This is a genomic window from Myxococcales bacterium, assembly GCA_016720545.1.
In the GTDB taxonomy this organism is placed as follows: domain Bacteria; phylum Myxococcota_A; class Polyangia; order Polyangiales; family Polyangiaceae; genus JAAFHV01.
Genome location: JADKKK010000005.1, coordinates 1 through 24119, shown reverse-complemented (window position 1 = coordinate 24119; position 24119 = coordinate 1). Strand labels below are relative to the sequence as shown.

The window sequence follows — 24119 nt, the reverse complement described above, 5'->3', positions numbered from 1 at the left end:
CAGTGAGCCCCGCGGGGGCGAACCTAGGTCGATGCCGGCCCCGAGCCGAAGGCGAGGTGTCGGCATGAACCCGGCGGGCGGTCCCCCGCGCGGTCCGGCCGCGCCGGCGGGCCAGGCGCCGGCCGGCAAGGCGCCGTTCGCGCTCGTGGCGCGCTTCGACTCGGCGAACTATGTCGGGGCGCGCTGGTGGCACGAGGGGCTCGAGCGCGAGCTCGACGGGGTCGCGCGCAGGAAGGCGCTGCTCGGCATCCTGGCGCTTGGCGTGGGCATCGCCGGGGTCGGCGCCGCGGTGGCGAGCGTGAGCCGCTCGTCGGGGATCGACTCGGACGCCCTCGACGCGCAGAAGAGCTTCGGTTGGAACCTGGGCGCCGAGAGCGACCCGCTCGACTACCAGGCCGCGGCCCTCACCGAGGTCTGCCCCGATGACGTCCAGCGCACGCTCGCCACGCGGCTCAAGCCGACCGTCGCCGCGCACCTGCCCCACTACCGAGGCACGCTCTTTCATGCGCTCGCGGCGACCCCTACGACCAACGGCCTCATCGACACCGGCAAGGTGCTGCGCGAGCAGATGCGCCCCGTGTCGAACACCGAGACCCGCCTCGCGTTCGACAAGGGGCGCGCGTTCGCCTCGCTGTTCGACGACGGCGCGGCGGCCGCCACGACGCCGGCCGCGCCCGCCTCGGGTACCCCGCGCGACGCCCGTCGGGCCGACGCTGGGGCAGCGGTCCTGCCCCTCGCGCCCGTCCCGACGGCCGCGCCAGCCTCTGCGCCGTCCGCGGCCGCGCGCGCCAAGGTGGCACACAAGGTCGTGGTCGTCGATCTCCCGGGGCCTCTCGCCGTCGCGTTCGCCGCGGGCGTCGCGTCCCTGTTCGATCCCGTGTTCGCGTTTGATGGCTGGCCGCACCCGCGGGGCGTCGTGCCCTCGCACGTGACCCTCGGCTCCGCGCTGTACTACGCGTCGCTCTTCGAGAAGCTCGCGGACACCCGCGCGCCGGACGCGCCGCCGGTCTTCGTCCTCGACCGCGCACGCTTGGCGCCCTACGACGACGAGTCCGACAGGTTCGACAACCGGTACCTGGCGGTCCTGCCTTCGGCGCAGGCGCTGCGCGCGCTCGGCGCCGAGCAGGTGCTCTACGTCAGCGCGCAGGGCGACGCCGAACCCGATGATCTCAATGATGATTTCGTCGAGTATAAGAAGGCGGGCCTCGAGCTTCGCATGGTCGCGATGTCCGACTTCACGGTAGACCCGGCCGGCACACAGCCCGCGGTCGCCGTCGGCCCGCGCGGCGCGTCGGGCAGCTACGAGGCGAACCCCAACGTTTACTACGGCGGCTCGCGCGGCTCGCACTACTGGTTCTGGCACACGTACGGGTGGGGTACGCCTCGCGTGGGCGCTGTGCGCCCGATGTTCCCGCCCGCGCGCCCGCCGTACGTGCCCGTCTCGCGCAGCACGCCGTTCTCGCGCCTCGGCTCCACGCGCTCGCGGCCCACCTCGTTCGGGAGGGTCACGGTCTTCAAGCCGTCGAGCGGCCGCTCCGGCGGCTACTCCAGCTCCGGCTCCTGGGGTCGCGGCGGCTGGGGGAGCGGCTCGTGAAGGTCTCGCTCTTCGCCCTCCAGGTGTTCCTCCCCCTCCCCGCGGCGGACTCGCTCCGCCACGATCTGGTCGAGACCGTGCGTCGCATGCCCGACCAGAGCGGGTTCGCCGCAAAGAACGACGCCTACGCGCACATCACCCGGCTCCTCCACGCCCACGTCGGCGGCTTCACCTTCGGCGTGTGGGACTACTTCGAGGACAACGACGTCGCCAAGCGAGAGTGGCAGCAGTGGTGCGAGGGCACCGAGGCCGACGCCCGCGATGCGCCCGCGCCCGATCCCTACCGCGCCGGGGCGGCGCAAATGTTCGTCACGCTCCTGCTGCTCATGGCGCATGGAAAGGCCGCCGACCGCATGATGTGCGAGGCCTGCCGCATGCCCGAAGGCACCGAGTGGACCCGACAGACCTTCGGTCGCCTGCTGGCCGTGCTGCCGCAGCTCAATTTCGCCACCGTGTCGTCCGACGCGATCTATGTGAGGCCGGGCGTGATGGGCGGCGGCGTCACCGCGGCGGAGCTCGGCGAAGAGCACTACCAGTACCTGCGCAAGCTCACCTGAGGCGGCGTGAGGCCCAGCGACTGCCGACTGACTGTCGACTCCCGGGGGCGCCCGGACGGCCCGCGCTGAGGCGGACGCCCGCGTCGATCCCGCCTCGCCCCGAGGCTCTGCGGGAGAGAGAGCGAGACGTTTGGGAGACTTTGCGAACCGAAACCAACTTGCCTCTCCCGCCGGAATGAGCTTTTTATGCGCAGTGACCTCTGAAGCGCCGAACCGATTCCCCGACGCCGCCCCGGAGCCCAGCAGGCCTGCCTACCGCGATCTGCTCTCGCTCGGCGAGCGCACCCTCACAGCCGTCGAGCGCGCCCAAATCCGCTTCGTCCGGCGCACATTCGAGCGCCCGTGGATGAGCGACCTCGCCTCTGCGCACCAGCGCATCCTGGGCGCGAGCTGGGTGCAGCTTACAACCTACAACCTCACCGAGGTCTACGGGCTCGACCGCTTCCCTCGCCTCACGCCCAGCGACAGCGTCATCCTGGTCTCGAACCACCGCAGCTTCTTCGACATGTACGTGCTGTCGTGCATGCTCATCAAGCGGCTGCACATGAAGAAGCGCCTCGTGTTCCCCGTGCGCTCGAAGTTCTTCTACGACTCGCCCGCGGGCCTGCTCGTGAACGGCGTGATGAGCGCGTTCGCGATGTACCCGCCCATCTTCCGCGAGCGCTCGCGCGCCGCGCTGAACATCGCGAGCCTCGACGAGACCATCCGCCTGCTCCGTCGCGGCGGCGTATTCCTGGGCATGCACCCTGAGGGCAAGCGAAACCAGGGCGATCCCTACGAGTTTCTCCCGGCCCAGCGCGGCGTGGGTCGTATCCTCCACGAGTGCCCGAACGCCAAGGTCGTGCCCGTCTTCATCAACGGCCTCGGCAACGGCTTCTTCCAGCAGATCCGCGACAACTTCAACGGCCACGGCGAGCGCGTCATCGCCGTGTTCGGCGAGCCCATCGACTTCGGCGCGGCGCTCAAGCGCCCCGGCTCTCCGAAGCTCCACAAAGAGCTGAGCGACATCTCGATGGAGCACGTCCGGCGGCTCTCCGTCGAGGAGCGCACCTACCGCTCGATGCCACACCGCGACTCGCGCGGATAGCGCTTCGGCGGAGCGGGGCCCCTGGTCGACTACGGCGGCACCTACGACGAGTTCCTCGAGCGTGCCGCGCTCAGAACCACGCCTCCCAGCGGCCCGCAAAGCGGGCCAGATGGCAGGTGCCCGTGACGCGTGGTGCGTCGCCGCCGAAGGGCTCGATCTGGTGCAGCCGGTAGCTCTCGAAGAACACCGCGTCGCCCGGCGCGTACCCCACACGGTCAGGCTCGGCGAGCTCGGCCAGCGAGGGATCGTCGTGACCGCCGTACGGCGCGTCCCAGAGCCGCAGGCCGCCGCCCGAGGCGACCCGAGAGAGCGCCACGACGAGGGTGTAGGCCGGCAGCCCGGCGAGCGCGTAGGGCGTGGGCAGGCCCTCGGTGTCCGAGTGAACCTCGCCGCCCTCGCGGGCGCACTCGCCCCCAGGCTCGAAGACGTGCACGCCGGGGCCGGCGTACCCGCGCCGAGGAGACGGCGTCACCCCGAGGAGCGCTCCGGCCAGGGTCATCAGCGCGCGCTGAAACCCCGGGATGTGGCGCCTCACCCGCGCATCGGACGCCGCCGCGGTCTCGAAGTAGCGCCGGGCGAGGCCCTCCTCGAGGTGCGTGTACCAGGCGTTTCCAAGGCTCGCTTGGGTCCCAAACGCATACGTGTAGTCTGCACGCGCTTCGAGCGCGCGGCGCGCCCACGCCGCCGCGCGGTCCGGCGCGAGGGCCCCCGCGATGTGGACGGCGAGGCTGCGATCGACGAGCGCGCGGCGCTCGGCCCGCGGGACCCGCAGGTAGGCTTCCAGGGACGCGTACTCGCGCACCCCGCCGACAGGCTCGCGCTCGCGCGAATCGCTCACGACGCCCCCGAGCGCGGCGGTGTCACAGCGCCGAGAGGCGGGTCATGAGGCGGCCGCAGAGATCGCTCTGGGGGTTCTTCTCGCGCTCGAGGCGCAACCCCTCGCGGATCAACGTGGTCGCGGTGTCGGGATCGCCGAGGAGCACGTGGCAGACGCCGAGCATCTCGTAATCCTCGGCCGCGTGGGTCTCCGCGACGAGGCGGTCGATCGGGCTCCGCGCGGCGGAGATGGCCGAGAGCAAGCTCGCGCTCGGCGCACCGCTGCGCTTGGCGAGGACGAGCAGCTTGAAGGCCTGCCGCCGATCCTCGGGCCGCTGGGCGTCGATGATGGGGCTCGCGAAGAGGGCCGCGAACGCGTGATTCGCTGCGTCGAGGTCGCCACCCCGCGTGAGACCCACGATGCGCTTCACCTCGGCCACGAACGCCTCTTTGCTCATTGGACTAGCCTACACGAAGCGTGTCACGACGGGGAGCGTCCGCCCTCGCGCGAGGCGCCGCCGGGACCGGGCGAGCCGCGCACCGCCTGGTGGAGCGCCGCGAGCGCGGGCGCGAGGCGCCGCTCGTGCGCCGCGAGCGTGGCGAAGTAGCGCGCCGGGGTGAGCCCCGCGTCGGGCAGGAGCCGCTCGACGAGATCGATGGCGTCGGCGCGGCGCGCGAGCTCGGACCCGCCCACGACGCGGGTGATCTCGACGATCGAGGCGAGCATCACGTGCACGGCCTCGGCGTCGGAGGAGGCCTGCGCGCCGACCACCGAGAGGTGGCTCGCGTCGTGATCCTGCGCCAGGGGGAACCAGCGGCAGAACCTGCGCGCCAGCGCCGCGCTGTCTCTCTGCAGAGACTCGATCCGCGCGCGCTCGCCCTCGGTGAGCGACGTGTGGGCCTCGAGGCCCACCTCACGGAGCGCCTCGCGCTCGTGATCCATGCGCTCGAGCGCGTCGAGGTCGCGCTCGCGGGCGAGGTCCTCCAGTTCCGCGACGAGCGCGCCCGCGCGCGCCTCGAGCGTGACCGCCGCCCGGTGGGAGCTCCACGCCTCGGCGGGCGCGTGGAGGGGCAGCCCCGCGTCGAGCTCGCCGGAGGCCATGTCGGCGAGGAGCGCGTCGTCCACGTAGTGATAGAAGGCGCGCTCCCCGCGGGCGCGCTGCCTCGCGACCAGCCCGCGGAGCGCCGGGTTCTCGGTGCCGAGGGCGACGACGCTGACGCCGATCGGCAGGTCCCCGCCCGCGCCCTCCCGCGCCGCGAGCACGGTGGCCTCGTCGACCGCCGCCTCGCCGTCTGTGACGAGGACCACCTGCGCGCGGGCGAGCTCCTTGTCGTCGCCCCTCGCCGCGGCGACGAGCTCGAACGCGGCGACCAGCGCGCGCTGGATGTCGGTCCCGCCTACACGCACCGTGGAGATGACCTGGGTGATGGCCTGGTCGACCCCCTTCGCCGAGTCGACGCGCGAGATCGCCCCGACCTCGTCGGTGAAGTACCCATAGAACAGGGCCGTGCGCACGTCGCGCGCGTGCTCGAGCCGGCGGCGCATGGTGGCGAGCTCCGCGACCAGCATCGCGTCGCGCACGCGCGCGCGGGGCCCGAGCATGCTTCCGGAGCCGTCGAGGAGGAACACCCGCACCTCCGACGTCATCACGATCTGCGTGGAGCGGTGGACCTCCTCGAGCACGTAGCGCCGCGCGAGCAGCCTCCCCGTCGCGAGTTGGAGCACGAGCGTGCGCGGGTCCTCGATCAGCGCGTCGGGCAGGTCCTCGACCGACTCGGCCGCGACCAGCGCGAGCGCCGGCGCGGGGAACGGCACGCGGCGCGTCGTCCGGCGCTCCCTGGTGACCCGCACGGGCGAGAGGGTCCCCCCGAGGTCGAAGGCGCCGTCCACGGCGAGAGAGGCGGCGAGCGTCTGCTCGTGCGCGCTGCCCCCCACGTACGCGACCTCCTGCGCGTGCGCGCGTGCGTCCTCCGCCTTGGCGATGGCGGCCGCGGCGTAGGCCGCCTTCACGCGCGCGCACACGTCGGCGCCGAGCGCCTGCTCGGCCGAGCGCACCACGGACTCGGCGCGCGCGGCCTCGGTGAGCGCGCGGACATCGCCGAAGAGCGCGTGGACCCCGCGCCGAGAGATGCGCCTCATCGCGGTGTCACCCGACGAGCGCGCGACGTGGTCGATCGCCGCCATCACGGCGACGAGCCGCTCCTCCTCGCCGCGCGTCACGGCCGTGCGCGCCTGGTGCGGGAGGCCCACGTGGAAGTCGACGCCTGCGGCCTCGAGGCGGTCGAGCCGCGTGATCTCCGCCGTGATCGCCCGCGCACGTAGGCTCACGCCCTCGGCCTCGAGCGCGAGGGCCGCCGAGGCGTCGAGCAGCACCTGCCGCGCCGCCTCGAACAGGCGGCGGCGCCGCGACAGCACGTCGCGCTCGAGGCGCGCCGCGGTGAGCAGGTGGTCGACGGCCGCGAGCTCGAGCTCGACGACCCGTTCGGCCCGGCTCGCCTGGGCGGCCTCGGCGGGCTCGGGCGCCTCCCCCGCCTCCGGGGTCCTCCGCCCGAGCGGCGGCTGGAGCGCGAGGTGCTGCGCGACCGCCACGGCGTCCGAGAGCTCGTGGCGCTCCTCCTCGTCGATCGGCTCGAGCGCGCCCTCGGCCCGCACCAGCAGCTCGAAGGAGCGACGGAGCCACGCCGCGTGCGCGACGGGCTGGCGACGCCTCACGGCCGCGAGGCGCTCGACGTTCGTGGTGTTGTCGGAGAGCTCGCGCACCGCGGCGTCGAGCAGCGGGCCGAGCCGAGCGCGCGCCTCGCCGAGCGTGGGGTCGTCTTTCGCCGAGAACCCCACGACCAGGCTCATCATGGCGCTCGAGGAGAGGCGCACCTTCCACCCCAGGGCCTCAAAGACGGGCGCCGCGATGCGGTAAAGCGTCGACACATCATCGTATTTCGACACACGCTCGATGCGCTGCTCGAGCTCGCGGAGCGCGGCCCTCACGGCGCGAGGACGTCCTTCCAGCCCAGATCGGCGCGGGCGACGCGGAGGCTCTGCAGCGCCTGGCTCGAGGCGACCTCGAGCTCGTCGATCCGCGCCCGCAGCGCCGCGGCCTCGGCGCTCGCCTCCGGGAAGACCTCGCCCACCACGCGCGCCTCGAGGGAGAAGCGCAAGAGCGCGCCCTCGTCCCGCGTGACATGGAAGAACTGTGACGACCCGAGGCGGTCGATGGCCTCGCCCACGGGCGCGAGCTCGCCCTTCTCGAGGGCTCGCGCGGCGACCTCTCGCAGGGGCCGCCAGAAGGCCTCGAGCTGGTCTATGGCCCGCGCGATCCGCTCGAGATCGAGGCGCCCCATCATGCCGCGGAGCTCGCCTGGCAGTGCGAAGGAGGCCCGCGTGAGCTCGGCGAGCGCCGCGTCGGGCGGGCTCGCCGGTGCGATACGCGGCTCCTTGATACGGGAGGCGGCCTCCACCATGGTGTACGCGAGCGACACGCGCTGCTCGGCCGCCCGCAGGGCCCGGTAGCCGCCCACGTCCGCGGTAGGGGTGACGGCGCGGGGTCGCTTGCGCTCGCGCTTGACGAGCGAAGCCGCGGCCATCTCGAGCAGCTCCTGGGTGAGCAGCACGTTCGCGAGCCCGCCGCGCTCGAGCTCCTCGCAGAGGTCACCGATCTGGTCGACGAGCTCCATGCGATCGGCCGCGTCGAGGCGCTCGAACGCGGCCGTGAGCAGGGGCTTCACGCGGGGGCCCACGACGCGCGCCTTCAGGCGGCCGCGCGCGGCCCCGACGGCGACGAGTCGCTCGCCGAGCAGGTCGATGCGCGCGAGCGTGGGGCCGAGGGCCGCGAGGATGGCGCCGAGCTTCGCCGCCGAGAGGCGCCCGAGCGCGTCGGAGATCGCGTCACGGAAGGCGGTGTCCATGATCTCGCAGACCTCGTCCTCGACCCGGGCGAGGGCGCGTTCGCGGGCGGCGGCGGCGACCCCGGAGTCCACGCCGTCGGCCCCGAGGCGCTCGAGTCGAGCGCGCGCATCTGCGAGCGCCTCGAGCTCGCAGAGCACCTGGTCGGCCTGGGCGGCGTAGTCCTTCAGGGTGGCGTCTACAGGCATCGAGGCGTCCAGCCTCGCGCCGACCTTCAGGGTCGACAGCGCGGCCGCCTCGTCGAGCAGCGAGATCGCCCGACCCCGGAGCCAGCGGCCGATGGGGCGCGCGGTGCCGGCAGACTTCTCGAGGCCGTCCGCGAGCTCGGCGAGCGCCGCCGCCACGTCCCGCGCTTCCTGGCCCGGCGCGCCGAGGCCGGGCCCAGCCCCCGCCAAGAGCCCCCCTCGGACGGCCCGCTCCGAGAGCGACGCCACGGTCTCATCGAGCAGCGCGCGCGCCTGATCGGCGCCCGGCGCCCCGCTCTCGACCGCCGAGGCGATCTGGGCCGTGGTCTCGAGGAGCGCCTTCGTGTCGCCCGCGGGCTTGGCCTTCTCGACCGCCCTCGCCAGCACCGACACGTCGGGTCCCTTCGGCGCCTTCTTCTGCGATTTCTTCGGTTTGGGTAGCCTCGCGAGCGCGCGATCGAAGATCTCGCGCTCGGTCCGCATGATCGAGAGCTGCCGCCGCTCGCGCGCGTCGGTCTCGCGCGACAGGAGGCTCGCCAGGTGCTCCGGCGGCGGGCCCGAGAGCAACATGCTGAGGCGCAGCCGCTCGAAGTCCTCGATGGTCACCTCCAACGGGCGCTCCGTGCCGCGGATTCGGTCGAGCACGCAAGCCGCGCGTAGCACCTTGCCGAGCCGCACGGCGGTGCGCGTCGAGAGGTAGCGCGTGGGGATGAAGGTCGGATCGGCGCGCGTCGCCGCGGCCAAGTCGGTCTCGACGAAGGTCATGAGCTGCTCGAGCGAGTCGCACAGCGCGTCGTCCATCCCGACCTTCTCGGTGACGCTCTGGAGCACGTCGAGGTCCTGGATCGTGAGCACGCTCTTCCAACCGAGCGAGCGCGCGCCCCCGAGCTGCGAGCGGAGCACGCGCCCCATCGACGTGGGCGCCCCGAACCCCTTCGGGACGAACGCCACGAACGCGATGCGGTCGACGAACGCGAGGAGCGTGTCGCGCGAGCTCTCGAGCACCTCCGCGAGGTAGCGGTTCGTGGTCATGAGCGCGCACTCGATGATGCCCGAGGTGACCTTGGTGCCCTGCTTGAGCTCCCGCTCGTTGAGGACGTTCAGCGTCGTGCGCAGGAGCATGTCGCGCCCGTCCAGCACCTCGTCGAGGAACGCGTGCACGGCGCCGAGCATGCCCTGGTCGGTGAAGTGCTCCGTGCGCCCCGTGGCCATCAGGGTCTTGAAGTCGATGGGCCCGATGAGGTCGGTCTGGACCGTGCTTTCGGTGAACTGCCTCGCGAAGAGGCTCGGCTTGCCCGTGGTCTCGTCCAGGATGCGGCCCAAGACGGCGGTGGCGACGCCGCTCTTGGCCGTCCCCGGCGGGCCCGTCATGAGCACGTGCTCGCGTGCGAGCAGGGCGAGAGAGATCTGTGTCAGCAGGTCGTCGCGCTCGACGAACGCGCGCGACAACTCGGCGAAGAAGTCGCGAAAGCGGCTCGCGGCGACATCGAACGAAGTCGCCGCCGGACCGCGCGGGCTCCCGAGCGCGATCGTGGTCGCGCTGGGGGGGGAACGCATGGATGGGTGAGTCACCCCACGAGCCTACCTGATGCGCAGCCTCGGCGAAGCGGGCTACGCGCCGGGGCCGGTCGGAGATCTCTCGCCGCTCGCGCTCCCCCCGTTGGGCGGGCCGTGCTTCCGCCGGGGCGGGCGCTATGGAGCGCTCTTCAGCTCAGGTGGAGCCGCCGCTGCCGATGTACTTCTTCGGGTCCTTCTTGAACTTCTGGTCGCAGCCTGAGCAGCAGAAATAATAGGTCTTCCCTTCGTGCTCGACCTTGGGCGACGCGTCGGTGACCGTGAACTCCTCCTTGGAGACGAGGCAGTACGACTTGTCCCCTACCTTGGCCTCGCCCGGGGCCTTCGTGCCGGGGGAGAGCACGGGGGCGGCGGCGGCGGCGGGCGCAGCGGCGGGCGCGGCGGGAGGGGGCGGCGGCGTGCCGCCACAGGCGAGCGAGAGTGACGCGGCGGCCACGGCGACGACGGCGAGGAGCTTCTTCACGGGGTTCCTTTCGGTAGGCGCTTGTTTGTACAGCGCATTTGCTCGAACGCCTGGTTACTACTCCTCCCCTCGACCGGCGCGCAAGCGACCTCAGCAGGCGCGGTGGCCGGGAGCCGGGAAGATCTTTCCGGGGTTCAGCAGGCCGCGGGGATCGAACACCGACTTGAGGTCGCGCTGCAGGCGGATGAGCCCGGGCGACTGCTCGAGCGCGAGGTAGGGCGCCTTCGCGATGCCGATGCCGTGCTCGCCCGAGAGGGTGCCCCCGAGCGCGACCGTGGTGCGCATCAGCGCCTCGATCGCGCGCGCGACCGCCGGGCGCTCCTCGGGGGCGTCCCAGAGGAAGTTCACGTGCATGTTGCCGTCGCCCGCGTGCCCGTACGTGAGGTGGCGGACGCCGTGCTCGGCCGCGAGCTCGCGGGTCGCGACGAGGAGCTCCTCCAGGCGGCTCCGGGGCACCACCACGTCTTCGGAGAGCTTGTATTTTGCAAGTTTCCGCGTGGCGCCGGAGAGCGCCCGCCGCGCGGCCCAGAGTCGGTCACGCGACGCCTCGTCCTGGGCCACCTGCACCTCGAGGATCCCAGGCGACGCCGAGAGCTGCTCCCCGACGCGCTCGAACGCCTCCTCCGCGGCGGCGGGGTGCCCGTCGACCTCGCAGAGGAGCAGCGCCCCGGCGCGTGGGTCGATCGCGGCGCCGCTCGCGCGGAGCGCCACGAGGGTCTCGCGGTCCATGAGCTCGAGGCACCGCGGCACGTGGCCGACTCGCACGAGCCCGCTCACCGCGCGCGCGGCCGCGGTGACGTCGTCGAACAGCGCGAGCAGCGTGTGCACCGCGGGCGGCCTCCGCACGAGGCGGAGGGTCACCTCGGAGAACACCGCGAGGGTGCCCTCGCTCCCCACGAGGAGGGAGGTCACGTCGTACCCGGTGACGCCCTTCACAGTGCGACGCCCGGGGCGCAGCACCTCGCCGCCCATGAGGCACGCCTCGACCCCGAGCACGTAGTCCCGGGTGACGCCGTACTTGAAGGCCCGCGGGCCGCCCGCGTTCTCGGCCACGTTGCCGCCGATCATGCAGGTCTGCCACGAGCTCGGATCGGGCGGATAGAAGAGCCCCTCCGCTTCGCACGCCGCGTGGAGCTCGCCGGTGACGACCCCAGGCCCCACGACCGCGACGAGGTCGTCGCGGTCGATCTCCTTGATGTCCGCCAGGGCCGACGTGGCGAGGACGATGCCCCCGGCGACGGGGACGGCCCCGCCCGTGCGCCCGGTGCCGGCCGCGCGAGGCGTGACGGGGACGCCGAGGTCCTGCGCAATGGCGAGGCACGCGCGCACGTCGTCCGTGTTCGCCGCGTGCACCACCGCCGATGGGAGGCGCCCGGTGGCGTCGCTGTCGTCGCGCATGAAGCGCTCGCAGCCGTCGCGGGACGTGTCGACCTTCGAGTCGCCGAGCCGCGCGCCGAGCGCGACCTTCGCGCGCGTGAGGGCCGCCTCGGAGGGCAAGGCCACGTCGGGGAGCTCGAGGAGTACCTCCACTGCCATCGAAGCGCGAGCGTACCAGCTCGCCGGGCGCCGCGCGGGCCGGCGCAGCGCGCTCGCCGACGCCCTTGCTCAATCCCACCCCGTAGGGCATCTAACCCGACGTGATCTCCTTCGTCCGCTTCACCGGCACCGACTCCTACCTCACGAACGACGCCCTCGAGACCGCCGTCAACTGCGCGCTCGCGCTCGAGCGACCCCTGCTCGTGAAGGGAGAGCCCGGCACCGGCAAGACCCTACTGGCGGAGGCGGTCGCCAAGAGCCTCGGCCTGCCGCTGCTCCACTGGGCCGTGAAGTCGACGACGCGCGCGCAAGACGGCCTCTACGTCTACGACACCGTCCAGCGCTTGTATGATGCACGTTTCGGCGACGGCGACGTGAAGGACATCCGCCACTACATCAAGCGCGGCCCGCTCGGCGAGGCGTTCGCCGCGCCCTCGCGCGTGGTGCTCCTGATCGACGAGGTCGACAAGGCCGATCTCGAGTTCCCGAACGATCTCCTCCACGAGCTCGACCGCATGCGCTTCGTCGTGGGCGAGACCGGCGACGAAATCGTGGCCAAGGAGCGCCCGGTGGTCATCATCAGCTCGAACAACGAGAAGGAGCTGCCCGACGCTTTCCTGCGCCGGTGCGTCTTCCACTTCATCGACTTCCCCGATCCCGAGCTCATGAAGCGCATCGTGTACGTGCACCACCCGGACGTCGACCGCGAGCTGGTCGACCAGGCCGTGGTCGCCTTCTACCGCCTCCGCGAGCTGCCCCGCATCCGCAAGCGGCCTACCACGAGCGAGCTGGTCGACTGGATCACGGTGCTCCGCAAGTCGGGTGTCGGGCGCGAGCGCCTCGTGAAGGAGCTGCCGTTCCTCGGCGTGCTGCTGAAGAAGGAGCAAGACGTGGAGCTGCTCGCGGCGGCCAAGAAGAGCGGTCTGTTCCGCTCCTGATCGGCGGAAGCGCGGCTCATCCGTGAGGTGGAGGTTGACGCGCGCGCGCGGTGAAACTAACCCCTCCCCCATGCCCAACGACACGCCCAGCGCGCGCACCATCGGCCCTGAAGATCCGCTCCCCGGGGTGAAGAACGTCATCCTCGTGATGAGCGGCAAAGGCGGCGTCGGCAAGAGCACGACGGCCACCAACCTCGCGCTCGCCCTGAAGCGCGCGGGCTACCGCGTGGGCCTGCTCGACGCCGACATTTACGGCCCGTCGATCCCCACGATGCTCGGCGTGAGCGGGCGGCCGGTCTCCACCGACGGCAAGACCATCGAGCCGCTCGAGCGCTTCGGCGTGAGGCTCATGTCGATAGGCTTCCTCCTGGAGGACCCCAAGCAGGCGGTCATCTGGCGCGGCCCCATGCTCCACGGCGCGCTCCAGCAGTTCCTGAAGGACGTGAGCTGGGGAGAGCTCGACTTTCTCGTGATGGACCTCCCGCCCGGCACCGGCGACGTCACGCTGACCCTGTCGCAGCGCCTGGGCGTCACGGGCGCGGTGGTCGTCACGACCCCCCAGTCGGTGGCCACCGACGACGTCTTCAAGAGCGTGTCGATGTGCGAGAAGGTGAACATCGAGGTGCTCGGCGTCGTGGAGAACATGAGCTTCTTCATCGACACCGCCGGCGTGCGGCACGAGCTCTTCGGGAAGGGCGGCGGCCAGGCGATCGCCGACTTCGCGAAGGCCCCGCTGCTCGGCCAAGTGCCTATCGACCAGCGCATCCGCGAGTGGGGCGACAAAGGCACGCCGCTGGTGCAGGCCGAGCCAGACGGCCCGACGGCCCAGGTGTTCGCCGAGATCGCGCAGAAGCTGGTCGAGGTCGTGTTCGCCAAGGCGGAGGCCGGCGACGACGACGGCCCCGTGATCGACCGCAGCGGCGGCCCCGGCGGCAAGAAGCGCCTGCCCGTCATGAAGTGACCCTGGGGGGTGGGGCGTTCACCCTCAAGCTTGGTCGGCTCACGGGCGCCGGGAGCGATGGCGAGCGATGGCAGCTCGCAAAAGTTACGTCGACGCCAACATCGACTGCGCCTTCGGCGACCGCCGGCCCGCCCCGGGCACGCGCGATGAGCGTAAGCCCTTCCCCTTCCTTCGCTGCTTTGGCACCATGCGGAGGGCGGAAGGAGCGTCATCGATGAACGCCAAGAGGGGGGGAGCGGTGCTGCTGTTGTTGGCGAGCGGTTGCTCCGTCCGCGGTCCCGCGGACATGAAGGCGATCCCGCCGTCGCTCTCGAAGTTCTCGATCCATGCGCCGTGCACGGCCGCGGCCGCCCACGCGGTCGTTCCGGACGCCGCGAGCACGATGGCGCTCACCGTCGAGGAGCCCTCCTCCGCGCCCGGCACGCCATGGATCTTGTTCCGCAGCCGACGGCTCGCCGACCCGCACCTGCTGTTCAGGGTCGACGTGACGGAGGCGCCTGCCCAACCCACGGCTTCAATGATCACCATCTACTCGGCGCCGGTCCCACCAAACCTGTACGACACGCAGGAGACCATCGCGATGCCCGGCGCCCTCGCGAGCCGCATCGTCGCCGCCTGCGCGACGGGGTCCGCCGGTCCCACCGCGAAGGCCGCACCCGCCCCAAAGGCCGCACCCGCCTCAAGCGGAGACGAGGAATGAAGGGCCTCGATCGCGCTCGACTCGCTGCGCTCGGTCTCATCGTCGCGCTGCCCGGCTGCGGAGAGGCCTTCTCGATGGCGGCGCCGTCGACGTTCCGCGCGCCCGCGACCTCCTTCGCGCGCGTCTTGAAGGCCTCGGCGACGGAGCCGGCCCTCCGCGAGGTGATCGCGGCCGAGTCGCTGCGCGACGTGCGCCCGATGGGCACCCGAGCGCTGCTCGACTTCCGTGGGGAGGACGGAGGGAGCGGTGCGTTCGGTACGGGATCGTTCGGCGCGTACCCGATCTGCGGACCGCTGGAGATGCGTGAGCTCCGCGGTGGTCGGCGTGTCTGGAGCGTTCAACGAGCCCCGGGCTGCGACGACGAGATCATCAGCGTCAACCCGCGGCTCGTGGTCCTCGGCCTGCGCGGTGACGGAGAGGCGGCCAGGTTCCAGCTCGCCACGCTCGACACAGCGACCGGGAAGACCGTCGCGTCCGTCGCCGCCGAACGGCCGGCGCAAGCCACCGCCAGCGGCGAGGCGCTCGTGCTCGTGCAGGGCAAGGCCGGCGGGCGAAGAGCCTCTCTTCACGAGGGCGATCAGCTCTCTCGCAAGTGGGAAGCGAAGCTCGGCGACGAGGCGCAGCTCTCTGCGAAGGTCGTGACGGTCGGCGAGAGCGTCATCGTCCTGGGGTCGAAGGTGACGGTCATCGCGCGAGGCAGCGGGCAAGTGGTGAAGTCGATCGACTTCGGCGCCGGCTCCTTGACGCTCGACGCTCTCCCGACCGGCGACGCCGTCTACGCGCTCGGGGCGAACGCGAAGGCCAAGACGGCGCGGCTCTCCCGCATCACGAGCGACGGCAAGCTCGCTTGGACGAACACGACGGCGAAGGGCGCGCTCGATGTGGTGACCTCGGCGGGCCCGCTCCTCGTCGACGGGGCAGCGGTGACCGCGCTCAAGGCGGCGGACGGCTCTCCGGCCTGGACGGCCAAGCTCCCCGCCGCGGCGAGCGGCGCTGGGCTCGTCGTCGGATCGAGGGTCCTTTTTCCGCATTCCGAGGGCGTCACTGCGCTCGACGTTGCGACGGGCGCGCTCGCGTACACCGTCGCGCCTTTCGCCAAGGACCCGAAGGACGCGCAGAGCCTGGCGATCGCCGACCGGCTCGCGCTCGCGGGCGATGGACTCGTCGTGCTCGACACGGCCAAGGGCGTCGCCGGCATCGAGGTGAGCGACACGAAGGGCAACGCCCGCTGGGCCATCCGGGTGCGCTCGCTGCCGCACGTGACGCGGCAGGGGCGGCTCCTGTCGGCGTTTGGCAAGTTCGACGACAGCGTTGCCGGGGCAATGCTGATGCGGATCCGGCAGAACCAGGCGGCTACGACGGAGCTGTTCACCACCATGAACAACATGGGTGGGGGCGGCCTCACAACGGGCGCGCTCGAGGCGACCATGCAGATGCAGAGCGCCGGGCAGGCGGCGTCCGCGGGGAACTGGGGTATGTTCGTCGAGGCGCTGAACTTCCGGAAGCGCGAGCAGGTGCGCGCGTCGCTCGCGCAGGCGCGCATCGACGACGGGTCCAACATGATCCTGCGTCCGATCTCGTGGGCTACGGGTCGTGGCGTGCTCGTCGTGCGGAAGAGCGATGGGGCATTCCGCGAGATCGTGACCGGGCCGCCGGACGTCTACGAAGACGCGTTCCGCCAGGCCTCCGTCGCGGCTTACCTACCGCTAGCGCAGACGGTGGTCACGTTCTCGGAGGGCCTCGACGCCTCGAAATGGGTCGACGGCAAGGAGCAGCGCGCCGTGCAGCTCGTCAACCGCGGACTCGTCGCCTACGGGCTCGACGAAGCGAGCCTGCATCCCGCAGCCGAGTACGCGAAGCGATCGGTCGTGCCGCTGGGAAGCTTCGAGGGGACGACGGGGCCCACGATGGCGCCTGTGGCCCAGTAGGTTCGTCGCGACACTCCGTGGGCACGCCTCGCGGACGGACAAAAGGAAGACGGCCCGGAGCCCGGGGGCGGCCCCCTTTTTCGGCGCCGGCGGGCCCCAACTCGGCGTCGTTCCGCGCGATGAAGGCGAGCCTCCCGCCGGGGATGAGACGCCGTACGACGGGGAGCCGCGCGAGAACGAAGGACCTCGACCCAGACCCCCACGACAATGGGGGGGAGCGCGAGGGGGGAACGCCCTCGCTCTCGACGACACCAGGACCCGACACTCCGGGAGCCCGCCAAGGGGGAGCGCGAGGGGGGAACGCCCTCGCTCTCGACACTCGGTGGGCACGCCTCGCGGACGGACAAAAGGAAGACGGCCCGGAGCCCGGGGGTGGCCCCTTTTTCGGCGCCGGCGGGCCCCACCTCAACTCGGCGTCGTTCCGCGCGATGAAGGCGAGCCTCCCGCCGGGCGTGAGACGGGGTCACGACGGGGAGCCGCGCGAGAACGCCGGCCTCAGACATGAGGCTCCTCCCACCGCCGCCGAAAAGGGGGCCCCCGCTCCTCGAACGACAAGGACCTCGACCCAACCGACCACGACACCAGGGGAGCGCGAGGGGGGACGCCCTCGCTCTCGACACTCCGTGGGCAGGCCAAGATCGACCCGGAGCACGGCGGCGCCCCCTTTTTCGGCGCCGGCGGGCCCCACCTCAACTCGGCGTCTTCCGCGCGATGAAGCGAGCCTCCCGCCGGGCGTGAGACGCCGTACGACGGGGAGCCGCGCGAGAACGCCGGCCTCAGACATGAGGCTCCTCCCACCCGCCGCCGAAAAAGCGCTCTTTCTCGAAAGTCGGGCAGGGTTCCGAGCGCCTTTCGTCGCTCGAGCACGTGAAAGGGGCGGGTTGCGCCTCGGGCGCCGGCCTGAGGCGCGGGGTCGATCTCGAGCGGCGGCGATCTTGGGCGTGAGAGTGCGCTCCCCCACCCATTCCGCACCGTGCGGTGGCATCCATCGGGTTGTGAAAAGCAGCCTGGAGGACACCGGATGGGGCAGCGCGCTCGTATTCTTGAAAATTCTCGGCTTCGATGGGTGGCGTGTGAAGGAGCCTACTTCGAGAACGCTACCGGCGAACGGGTGACGCCCGGCCGGCTGTACGCCGCGCTTCGCGGACGAAGGTCGTGCTCGTTGTCGAGCGTCGATGGGTTCGGCGGTGCGGCCGGTGCACGGAGAGGGCCCCCGCATCCACGAGCAAGGAAGCCGCGGCGCTGGGCGGACCTGCCGTGGGGCGACCACCCGTCGAGATCGAGTATGCCGCCAGCCGGGTAAAAGTGCCGAACGTGTGGCACGGCGACGACCGAATGGTCGCGTGGGCCGACCCTACCAGCGGCAGAGTAGGCGCCTGCAGCAGCGCCTCGCAGTCGAGGCCGCGTCCATGCCGGTCATGCACGTCGCCGCGCTTCGGCCTCAGCTGGCTGACCGTTCACCGCGCGGAAGAGGCGCGCGCTCGCGCGGTGGGAGGCGACTTGTCGACCCGCCCGCTCCGTCATGTCGGCGTCGACGAGAAGTGGCTCGGCCGCCGCCACCACCTTGCCTACAAGTACGTCAGATCGTGAGCGACCTGGAGACGGGCGAGCCAGTGTGGATCGGCCATGGCCGAAGCGAAGCGACGCTGCGGGGCTGGCTCGAAAGCCTGTCGCTCGAGCAGCGAAGCACCATCAAGCTCTTCGCCATGGACCTGCACCGGGGCTTTTGGAACGCGGTCGACGGCGTTCCGGGCCTCGAGCACGCTCTCGTGGTGCACGACCCGTTTCACATCATGAAGCTCGCCGGGGCCATGCTCGACGGGTCCGTCGCGAGTCTTCTTCCGCGCGGGCCCGGTGCGCGCCGTCGGCAAGGGACGCCGCTGGCTCCTGCTCCGCGCCTGGGAGCGCACGGGAAGGCCAGCGCGCGACCTGAAGATGCTCCTCGCGCAAACAAGACCTTGGCTGCCTACCAGATCAGGAGGAGCCGCGAAGTCCTGCGGCGCCTGATCGAAGCGCGATGAAGGCGGGCTCGACCGCATCCTTCGTCGGACCAACCGGCACAGCATCCGTCCGCTGCGCCGACTGCACGATACTCTCAATGAGCGGTACAACGGATCGTTGCCTTGGCCGAGCACCGCCCCGCTGTTGGGCGAGTCGAAGCGTCAACAACAACTGGGAGACGCTGGTCGAAGGGCCCGCGGATCCGAGACCACGCATACCTCCTACGCAAGTTGCGCTTCATGACGGCGAACCCCATCGCGAGGGGGACGGGATCAGGCGCTTCTCGCTCTCGGCCTTAACCGCCTCTCCCACTCGGTCGGGCGGCCTAACAAACTATGCGCTCCCACGCAGCCCGACTTCTGACAAAGAGCCCGAAAAAGGGGGCACCCCCGCGCTCCTCGAACGACAAGGAGCTCGACCCAAAACGCCACGCAAAGGGTGGAGCGGGCACGCCTCGCGGACGGACAAGAAGGAAGACGGCGCGGAGCCCGGGGGCGCCCCCTTTTTCGGCGCCGGCGGGCCCCACCTCAACTCGGCGTCGTTCCGCGCGATGAAGGCGAGCCTCCCGCCGGGGATGAGACGCCGTACGACGGGCAGCCGCGCGAGAACGCCGGCCTCAGACATGAGGCTCCTCCCACCGCCGCCGAAAAAGGCGGACACCCCCGCGCTCCTCGAACGACAAGGAGCTCGACCCAAAACGCCACGACGGGGGAGCGCGAGCCGCGAACGCCCTCGCACTCTCCGCGCGCCTCGTCCGCGGGGGCGGAATTCGCTGGTCCACTGCGCCCGCTGACGTAAGCTCATCGGGGATCGGGTCCGCGACGTCCGCGACGTGACGGTGGACGCTCCGTCCCCGGCGTTGGGTGACTTGTGGAAAGGATTGGGGAGTGACATGGGCGAGTGGCTAGTCGACCCTATTTCGGCAGCAACGGCAGCAACAGCTACTGGACCCGTATCAACTGCATCCGCTACTAGTAGTCCCGTATCAACTGCATCTACAATAGCCAACTTCCTCGTTAACGAGAAGTTCGCGTGGTGCCTTATCGGGTTGATCTTCGCAGCGACGCTGTTCTTCGCGATCCATCTCGTATTCCAGAATCGCGCGGTGATTCGAGAGCTGAAGCGAGCGACTGCGACAGTTAGCAAGGTCGACAGGGCGACCTTCGGGCTCCACTTCGAGCGCGTGTCCGCGGAGCTGGGGAAATCACCCTTGCTGAAGCACGCGTGGATGGAGTTCCTCGAGACGCTCGTCCGGAGGGAATTGTGGCCCACCGGCGAGGTCTCCAACACCGCCCAGCCCGGCGAATACTTCGACCTGGCTCGGCTCCAGGAAGGCCACGTGTCGCGCAGGTTTCACTCGAGCCTGCCAAACCTCCTCGTCGGCTTCGGCCTCGGCGTCACGTTCCTCGGTCTCGCGGCCGGTATCTCTCTGGCCAGTGGTAAACTCAACTTGGGGGACATCTCAGCGCTCAAGTCGTTGCTGGACGGGGCCTTCCTCTCGTTCGGGAAGTCGGCAGCCGCGATTTTCTGCTCGCTCGTGTTCGGACGCGTCGACGACTGGTATCAATCCAAGGCGGAGGCCGCGCTCGGCGAGCTCACCAAGGCGCTCGAGGAGCGGCTCACGCTCGTGACGCCCGAGCGCCTCGCTTTGGAGCAGAACGCGCAGACGCGCGAGCTCATCGACACCCTTCTGAAGCAGACAGCGAGCCTTGACGCGTTCGCGGCGCAGAGCGCGACGCTCCTCGCGCAGATAACGACCGAGCTGCGCGACCAGCGAATGCACGGCGAGGACCAAGCGAAGGACGCGAGCCGACACCACGCCAGGATGGAAGCCCACGCGGCAGAGGAGACTCGCCAGGCGAGAGCACGCCTTGACGTGGCGGCCAAGAACCTCGACGGGACCCGCGAGCAGACGAGGGAGCTCAGCGAGCAGACGACCCAGCTCAAGCACTTCAACACGGACTTTGCGAATAGCGTGAGCGGGGCGCTGGAGACGGCGCTCGAGCGCCGCATCAGCGAGCGCCTCGGGCCCATGCTTCAGGCCGTCATCGCGGAGCTTGGCGGTATCCGCTCGGAGCGCAGCTCCTCCAACGAGAAGGCACTCCAGGGCCTCGTGTCGCAGTTCCAGTCCACCCTCACCGGCGCTGCTGGCAGTGAAATGGCCGGAATGGCGCAGACCCTGTCCGACCTCCGCGGGTCGCTGGCCGAGGCGTCCGCCGCCATGTCCGAGGCGCACGAGCGCGCGTCCGCGACCTCAGCCCGAATGACCACGGACGCCGCGACCACGCTCACGAAGACGCAAGAGGCGCTCGGGACGCAGACGGCCGCGCTGTCCGAGCTCATTAGGACCATCGCGACCGAATCGGGGAGCTCGGTCACGGCGGTCATCGAGCGCGCGACCGCCGGCATGGCGAAAGTCCTCGAAAGCTCCGGGGCGTCCTCGGCGACGGCGACGGCGCAGATGACCGAGTTGGTCGCCGGGATGCGCGAGGCGATGAACAGCCAGCTCGCGACCGTGACGGAGATGATCCACCAAGCCTCGTCTACCTCGCAGGGCGCGGTGCGAGCTCACCTCACCGCGGCTGGCGACGAGCTCGCTCGCGGAACGCAGCAGCAGACCGCAGCGCTGGAGGCCTCCGCGGCGGCGCTCACCCGCGCGACCGACACCTGGGCGAGCTTGATCCGAGGCTCCGAGCAGCTGGTCGAGCGCGCAGGGACCACCGTGCAGTCGTTCGACAGCACCGGGACGCAGCTCACCGCGATCTCCGCCAACCTGGCCCGTACGGCCAGCAGCATGGACGGTGCGCAGGCTCACCTCGCCGTCCACGCCGAGGCGACCGCGCGCTCCGCGGCGGCCATGAGCGCCGCCACGAAGGCGATCGACGAGAGCCTTCAGCACGCGCGCGCATCCTGGGGCGAGTACGAGAGGCGGTTCACCGGAGTCGACGCGTCTTTGGCGCAGACGTTCAAGAGCCTCGACGAGGGGCTCGCGAGCTACGCCGCGCGGGTGAAGGAGTACCTCTCGGAGGTGGACCGCAGCCTGGGCGAGGCGGTCAACCAGCTCTCCAGCGCGATAAGCCCCCTCGGGGAGGACCTCGAGGCGCTGCCAGACCAGGTGAAGCGGTTCGCGGACGCGGTCGACAGGCTTGGGGGCGGGCTCCAGGGCGGCGCGCGGCGATGAAGAAGGCGGCCCACTCGTCCGGTGACTACCTCGCTTCGGCGAGCGACCTGATGGCGTCGCTCGTGTTCGTCTTCGTGATCGTGGCGGTCCTGTTCGCGCTCCGTTCCAAAGACGCCCAAGACGCCGCGACGACGGCGCAGCGCCGGGCCGATGCGGAGCAGACGCAACTCAAGCAGGCAAACCAAGCGGTCGTCGGCGCCGCCGCCGCGCGCAAGGACCTGCTCGACAAGGTCAAGGCGGCGCTCAAGCAGCATTCTATCAAGGTGGAGGTCACCGCCGACGGGATACGCTTTGAATCGGAGGTCCTCTTCGCCTCCAACGAGTCACGCCTGACGAAGGCAGGGCAGGACGCGCTAGACAAACTCGGGAAAGAGCTCAAACGCTTGCTGCCATGTTTCGTACCGTCCAAGACGAACAGCAGCGCGCCGTGCGAGGCGAATCGAATCTATCCGGGCGGGATAGACGCCCTGCTCGTAGAGGGCCACACCGACGCGAGGCCAATCCCCGAAGTCGGCCATGATGGGGGAGACGGCAACTGGCGCCTCTCGACAGAACGAGCTCTCGCGGCCTTCCAGGTGCTGGAGCCGCAGCTCCGCGACTTCAGGAACCTGAACGGGCAGCGCCTGCTCGGGATCTCCGGCTATGGTTCTTCGCGCCCCACTGAACGCGACGCCTCCGCCGACGGATCCGCGGCGGACCTTGAACCCCACGCCTCCGCCGACGGATCCGCGGCAGACCTCGCGAGGGATCGCCGCATCGAGATCCGCATCTTGATGGCCGCGCCCAGCGTGCAGGGGGGCGACGGTGGAGCTGAGTAGCGCTCTCGAAGCGTCGCTCTCGTCGCTTCGAGAGCTGGACCTGCACGGGCTCGTGCCGAAGAAGATTTTGGCGGCCGCCACGCGCGTGAAGCACCTGTTCGCGAACGCGGGTCAGAAGCCTCCGGCGCAGCTGCGCCTCGCGGAGGCCAAAGAAGACCTCCTCGCCGCGTGGGGAGTGACGGGTACCTTGGAGGGCGTCTCGCCGAGGGTGCTCCGCCTGGTGCCCTTCTTTGCGTTCACAGAGGCTGGCGAAGCGGACGCGCCGGTCGCCGGTCGAGCGGGTTTTCGCGAGGCTTACCTGCGGTGGGTCCGGGATCGGAGTCGCTCGACCACGCTCGCCGCCTTGGTGCGCATGTTCTTGAAGACGTACCCGACCGGGCAACCCTGGGCCGAGGAGTGGCGTCGGGCGCTGGTTAGCGACCTCGCGGCGTGTCGCGGTCCGGCCGCGGCGCGATGGAGAGATCGCGCCGAGCGGTTTGGGCTGCTGGCGGAGGACGGGCCGAAGCGCTTCGCCGAGGCGCTCCGCGACGCCCAGGCGCCGACCAAGCTCCTCGAGGAGGCGGGGCTCGACGGGGAGCTCGCCCACGCGCACTTCCTCGAGCACAGCTTGCGGTGGGTGTTGAGCTTCGTGGCCGAGGAGACGCGCTCGCGCGGGCGTCCTCAGGTCGTGGCGCACTTGCTCGCGCCGCTTCAGGACGGCCAGCGGAGGCTGCGGTTCCGGTCGCTTAGGGTGGAGTTGGCGAAAGCTCTGCTTCGTCCTTTCCATAACGAAGATCCGCGCGAGCCCGGTCTCAAGGACTGCCTAGATCGCGCGCTGCTCATGCTCCTCGGGCATCCACGCCTTGAGCCGGCCCATTGGGTGGGGGTCGACGAGGGCGACCGAAGAACGATGGATCGCTGGCTCACCGCGGCCGCCTTCGAAACGTTCATGAGGATCCTCGACCTGACCGCCGACGATCGGTGGATGGCGCGGCGCGCGTTCTGGGAGGGCTACCTACCGAGGGAGGGCAGGCCGGGTGCGCTGGTCGAGGCCTGGCCGGTCTTGGGCCCCAAGGCAGCCATGCTCGCGAGGACGCAGCTCGAGCTGGACGAGCGGGCCTTCGGGACCATGAGCCCCGAAGACCGCCGGCAGAGCACGCTCATCATGCGAATCCACGGCCCCACGGGTGACGCCATCGTCTGCGAGTGGAGTCATAAGGGGGCGGCGCGAGTGTGGAGTACCGACGAGGATGGCGCGCCTCGCTTGTACCAACGCTCCTACCGGAGGGAGGAGCTGCGCGGCGCCACCACGAAGTGGGTCGCCCACGACGCGTACGGGAAGTGGGAGGACAAAGTCCGGCGCCTCCTGTCGGATGAGACCGGAGCCCAGCCCAGAACAGGAGCAAAATGGAAACGCTGAGCTGGCACGTGGATGCGGGCGGGGTCCGGTTCGAGGTGCGCGCAGATGGCGTCTGCCTCCCGGTGGAGTCGTGGCTCCTTCACGAGCTGAGGAGCCCAGCCGGGGCGCCGGTAAGCGCGGGCCCGCTCGTGCCACTCCTGCAGGACGACCTCGCGTTCCCGGTCGGACAAGGTGTGTACGTGCCGCATCGGGCGATCCCCGACCTGACAGACGCCGAGCTCCGCCTGCTCGGCCTGCCACAGCGCCGGGACCCGAGCGTCTCGATCCGAGCGCGCGGCGCGACCCTGGACGTGGACTTCCGATTGGAGGTCGGTCTTGCCTATGCGGGGCGCGGAGAGCGAGCCCTCGAGCGGGAAGGTGCCTTCATCGCCGCCGGCGCGGAGCGCCACGTGCTGTCACCGGCGACGTTCGCCCTCCTGGAGCAGGTCGACGCGTTCAACGCGCGCGCCGCGAACACCTTCGACGATCGCATGCGAGGC

At 70.8% G+C, this 24119-nt stretch carries 18 protein-coding genes; 12 read left to right on the top strand and 6 right to left on the bottom strand.

The annotated features are described in order from the left end of the window. The first annotated feature begins 64 nt into the window (after positions 1-64). From IPQ09_11875 to IPQ09_11865, 3 genes are all read left to right on the top strand, one after another. Positions 65-1594, top strand: coding sequence for a hypothetical protein (locus tag IPQ09_11875; protein MBL0194903.1), 1530 nt, complete (start codon positions 65-67; stop codon positions 1592-1594). Further along, positions 1591-2151 carry a hypothetical protein gene (locus tag IPQ09_11870; GenBank protein MBL0194902.1) on the top strand — a complete coding sequence of 187 codons (561 nt, stop codon included), beginning with the start codon at positions 1591-1593 and terminating at the stop codon, positions 2149-2151. The genes IPQ09_11875 and IPQ09_11870 overlap by 4 nt, the downstream gene beginning before the upstream one ends. Positions 2152-2344: 193 nt before the next feature. Continuing rightward, positions 2345-3238 (top strand): 1-acyl-sn-glycerol-3-phosphate acyltransferase, encoded by an 894-nt coding sequence (locus IPQ09_11865; protein ID MBL0194901.1) that lies wholly within the window; start codon positions 2345-2347, stop codon positions 3236-3238. Between the two features lie 70 nt (positions 3239-3308). Here IPQ09_11865 and IPQ09_11860 read toward each other — a convergent pair whose 3' ends face one another. The 6 genes from IPQ09_11860 to IPQ09_11835 all read right to left on the bottom strand — a co-directional run bounded on the left by IPQ09_11860 (position 3309) and on the right by IPQ09_11835 (position 11714). Next, positions 3309-3953, bottom strand: a complete 645-nt coding sequence (locus IPQ09_11860; GenBank protein MBL0194900.1) for a hypothetical protein — start codon at positions 3951-3953, stop codon at positions 3309-3311. 145 nt (positions 3954-4098) lie between these two features. After that, positions 4099-4512: a hypothetical protein gene (locus IPQ09_11855; GenBank protein MBL0194899.1), complete on the bottom strand. Its 414-nt coding sequence runs from the start codon at positions 4510-4512 to the stop codon at positions 4099-4101. Positions 4513-4535: 23 nt separating this feature from the next. Next, positions 4536-7040, bottom strand: a complete 2505-nt coding sequence (locus IPQ09_11850) for a VWA domain-containing protein (protein ID MBL0194898.1) — start codon at positions 7038-7040, stop codon at positions 4536-4538. Further along, positions 7037-9697: an AAA family ATPase gene (locus IPQ09_11845; GenBank protein ID MBL0194897.1), complete on the bottom strand. Its 2661-nt coding sequence runs from the start codon at positions 9695-9697 to the stop codon at positions 7037-7039. The genes IPQ09_11850 and IPQ09_11845 overlap by 4 nt, the downstream gene beginning before the upstream one ends. Before the next feature lie 154 nt (positions 9698-9851). After that, positions 9852-10058, bottom strand: a complete 207-nt coding sequence (locus IPQ09_11840) for a YHS domain-containing protein (GenBank protein ID MBL0194896.1) — start codon at positions 10056-10058, stop codon at positions 9852-9854. 210 nt (positions 10059-10268) lie between these two features. Further along, a complete protein-coding gene (locus IPQ09_11835) occupies positions 10269-11714 on the bottom strand; it encodes an FAD-binding protein (protein ID MBL0194895.1) in 1446 nt (481 codons plus the stop codon). A gap of 101 nt (positions 11715-11815) precedes the next feature. Here IPQ09_11835 and IPQ09_11830 point away from each other — a divergent pair, with 101 nt between their 5' ends. From IPQ09_11830 to IPQ09_11790, 9 genes are all read left to right on the top strand, one after another. After that, on the top strand, positions 11816-12652 hold the full coding sequence (locus IPQ09_11830; protein ID MBL0194894.1) for a MoxR family ATPase: 837 nt from the start codon (positions 11816-11818) through the stop codon (positions 12650-12652). Between the two features lie 70 nt (positions 12653-12722). Continuing rightward, a complete protein-coding gene (locus IPQ09_11825) occupies positions 12723-13613 on the top strand; it encodes an Mrp/NBP35 family ATP-binding protein (protein ID MBL0194893.1) in 891 nt (296 codons plus the stop codon). Positions 13614-13827: 214 nt separating this feature from the next. Continuing rightward, positions 13828-14313 (top strand): hypothetical protein, encoded by a 486-nt coding sequence (locus IPQ09_11820; GenBank protein ID MBL0194892.1) that lies wholly within the window; start codon positions 13828-13830, stop codon positions 14311-14313. Continuing rightward, on the top strand, positions 14310-16241 hold the full coding sequence (locus IPQ09_11815; GenBank protein MBL0194891.1) for a PQQ-binding-like beta-propeller repeat protein: 1932 nt from the start codon (positions 14310-14312) through the stop codon (positions 16239-16241). Before IPQ09_11820 ends, IPQ09_11815 begins: the two co-directional genes overlap by 4 nt. A 1586-nt stretch (positions 16242-17827) precedes the next feature. Continuing rightward, complete coding sequence (locus IPQ09_11810; protein MBL0194890.1) at positions 17828-18262, top strand: transposase; 435 nt, start codon at positions 17828-17830, stop codon at positions 18260-18262. A 1028-nt stretch (positions 18263-19290) separates the two neighbouring features. Continuing rightward, positions 19291-21423 carry a hypothetical protein gene (locus IPQ09_11805; protein ID MBL0194889.1) on the top strand — a complete coding sequence of 711 codons (2133 nt, stop codon included), beginning with the start codon at positions 19291-19293 and terminating at the stop codon, positions 21421-21423. Then, positions 21420-22241 carry an OmpA family protein gene (locus tag IPQ09_11800; GenBank protein ID MBL0194888.1) on the top strand — a complete coding sequence of 274 codons (822 nt, stop codon included), beginning with the start codon at positions 21420-21422 and terminating at the stop codon, positions 22239-22241. The genes IPQ09_11805 and IPQ09_11800 overlap by 4 nt, the downstream gene beginning before the upstream one ends. Positions 22242-22293: 52 nt before the next feature. Next, positions 22294-23640 (top strand): hypothetical protein, encoded by a 1347-nt coding sequence (locus tag IPQ09_11795; GenBank protein MBL0194887.1) that lies wholly within the window; start codon positions 22294-22296, stop codon positions 23638-23640. Further along, the coding region (locus tag IPQ09_11790) for a hypothetical protein (GenBank protein MBL0194886.1) at positions 23628-24119 on the top strand (492 nt) is incomplete at its 3' end. The genes IPQ09_11795 and IPQ09_11790, both read left to right, overlap by 13 nt.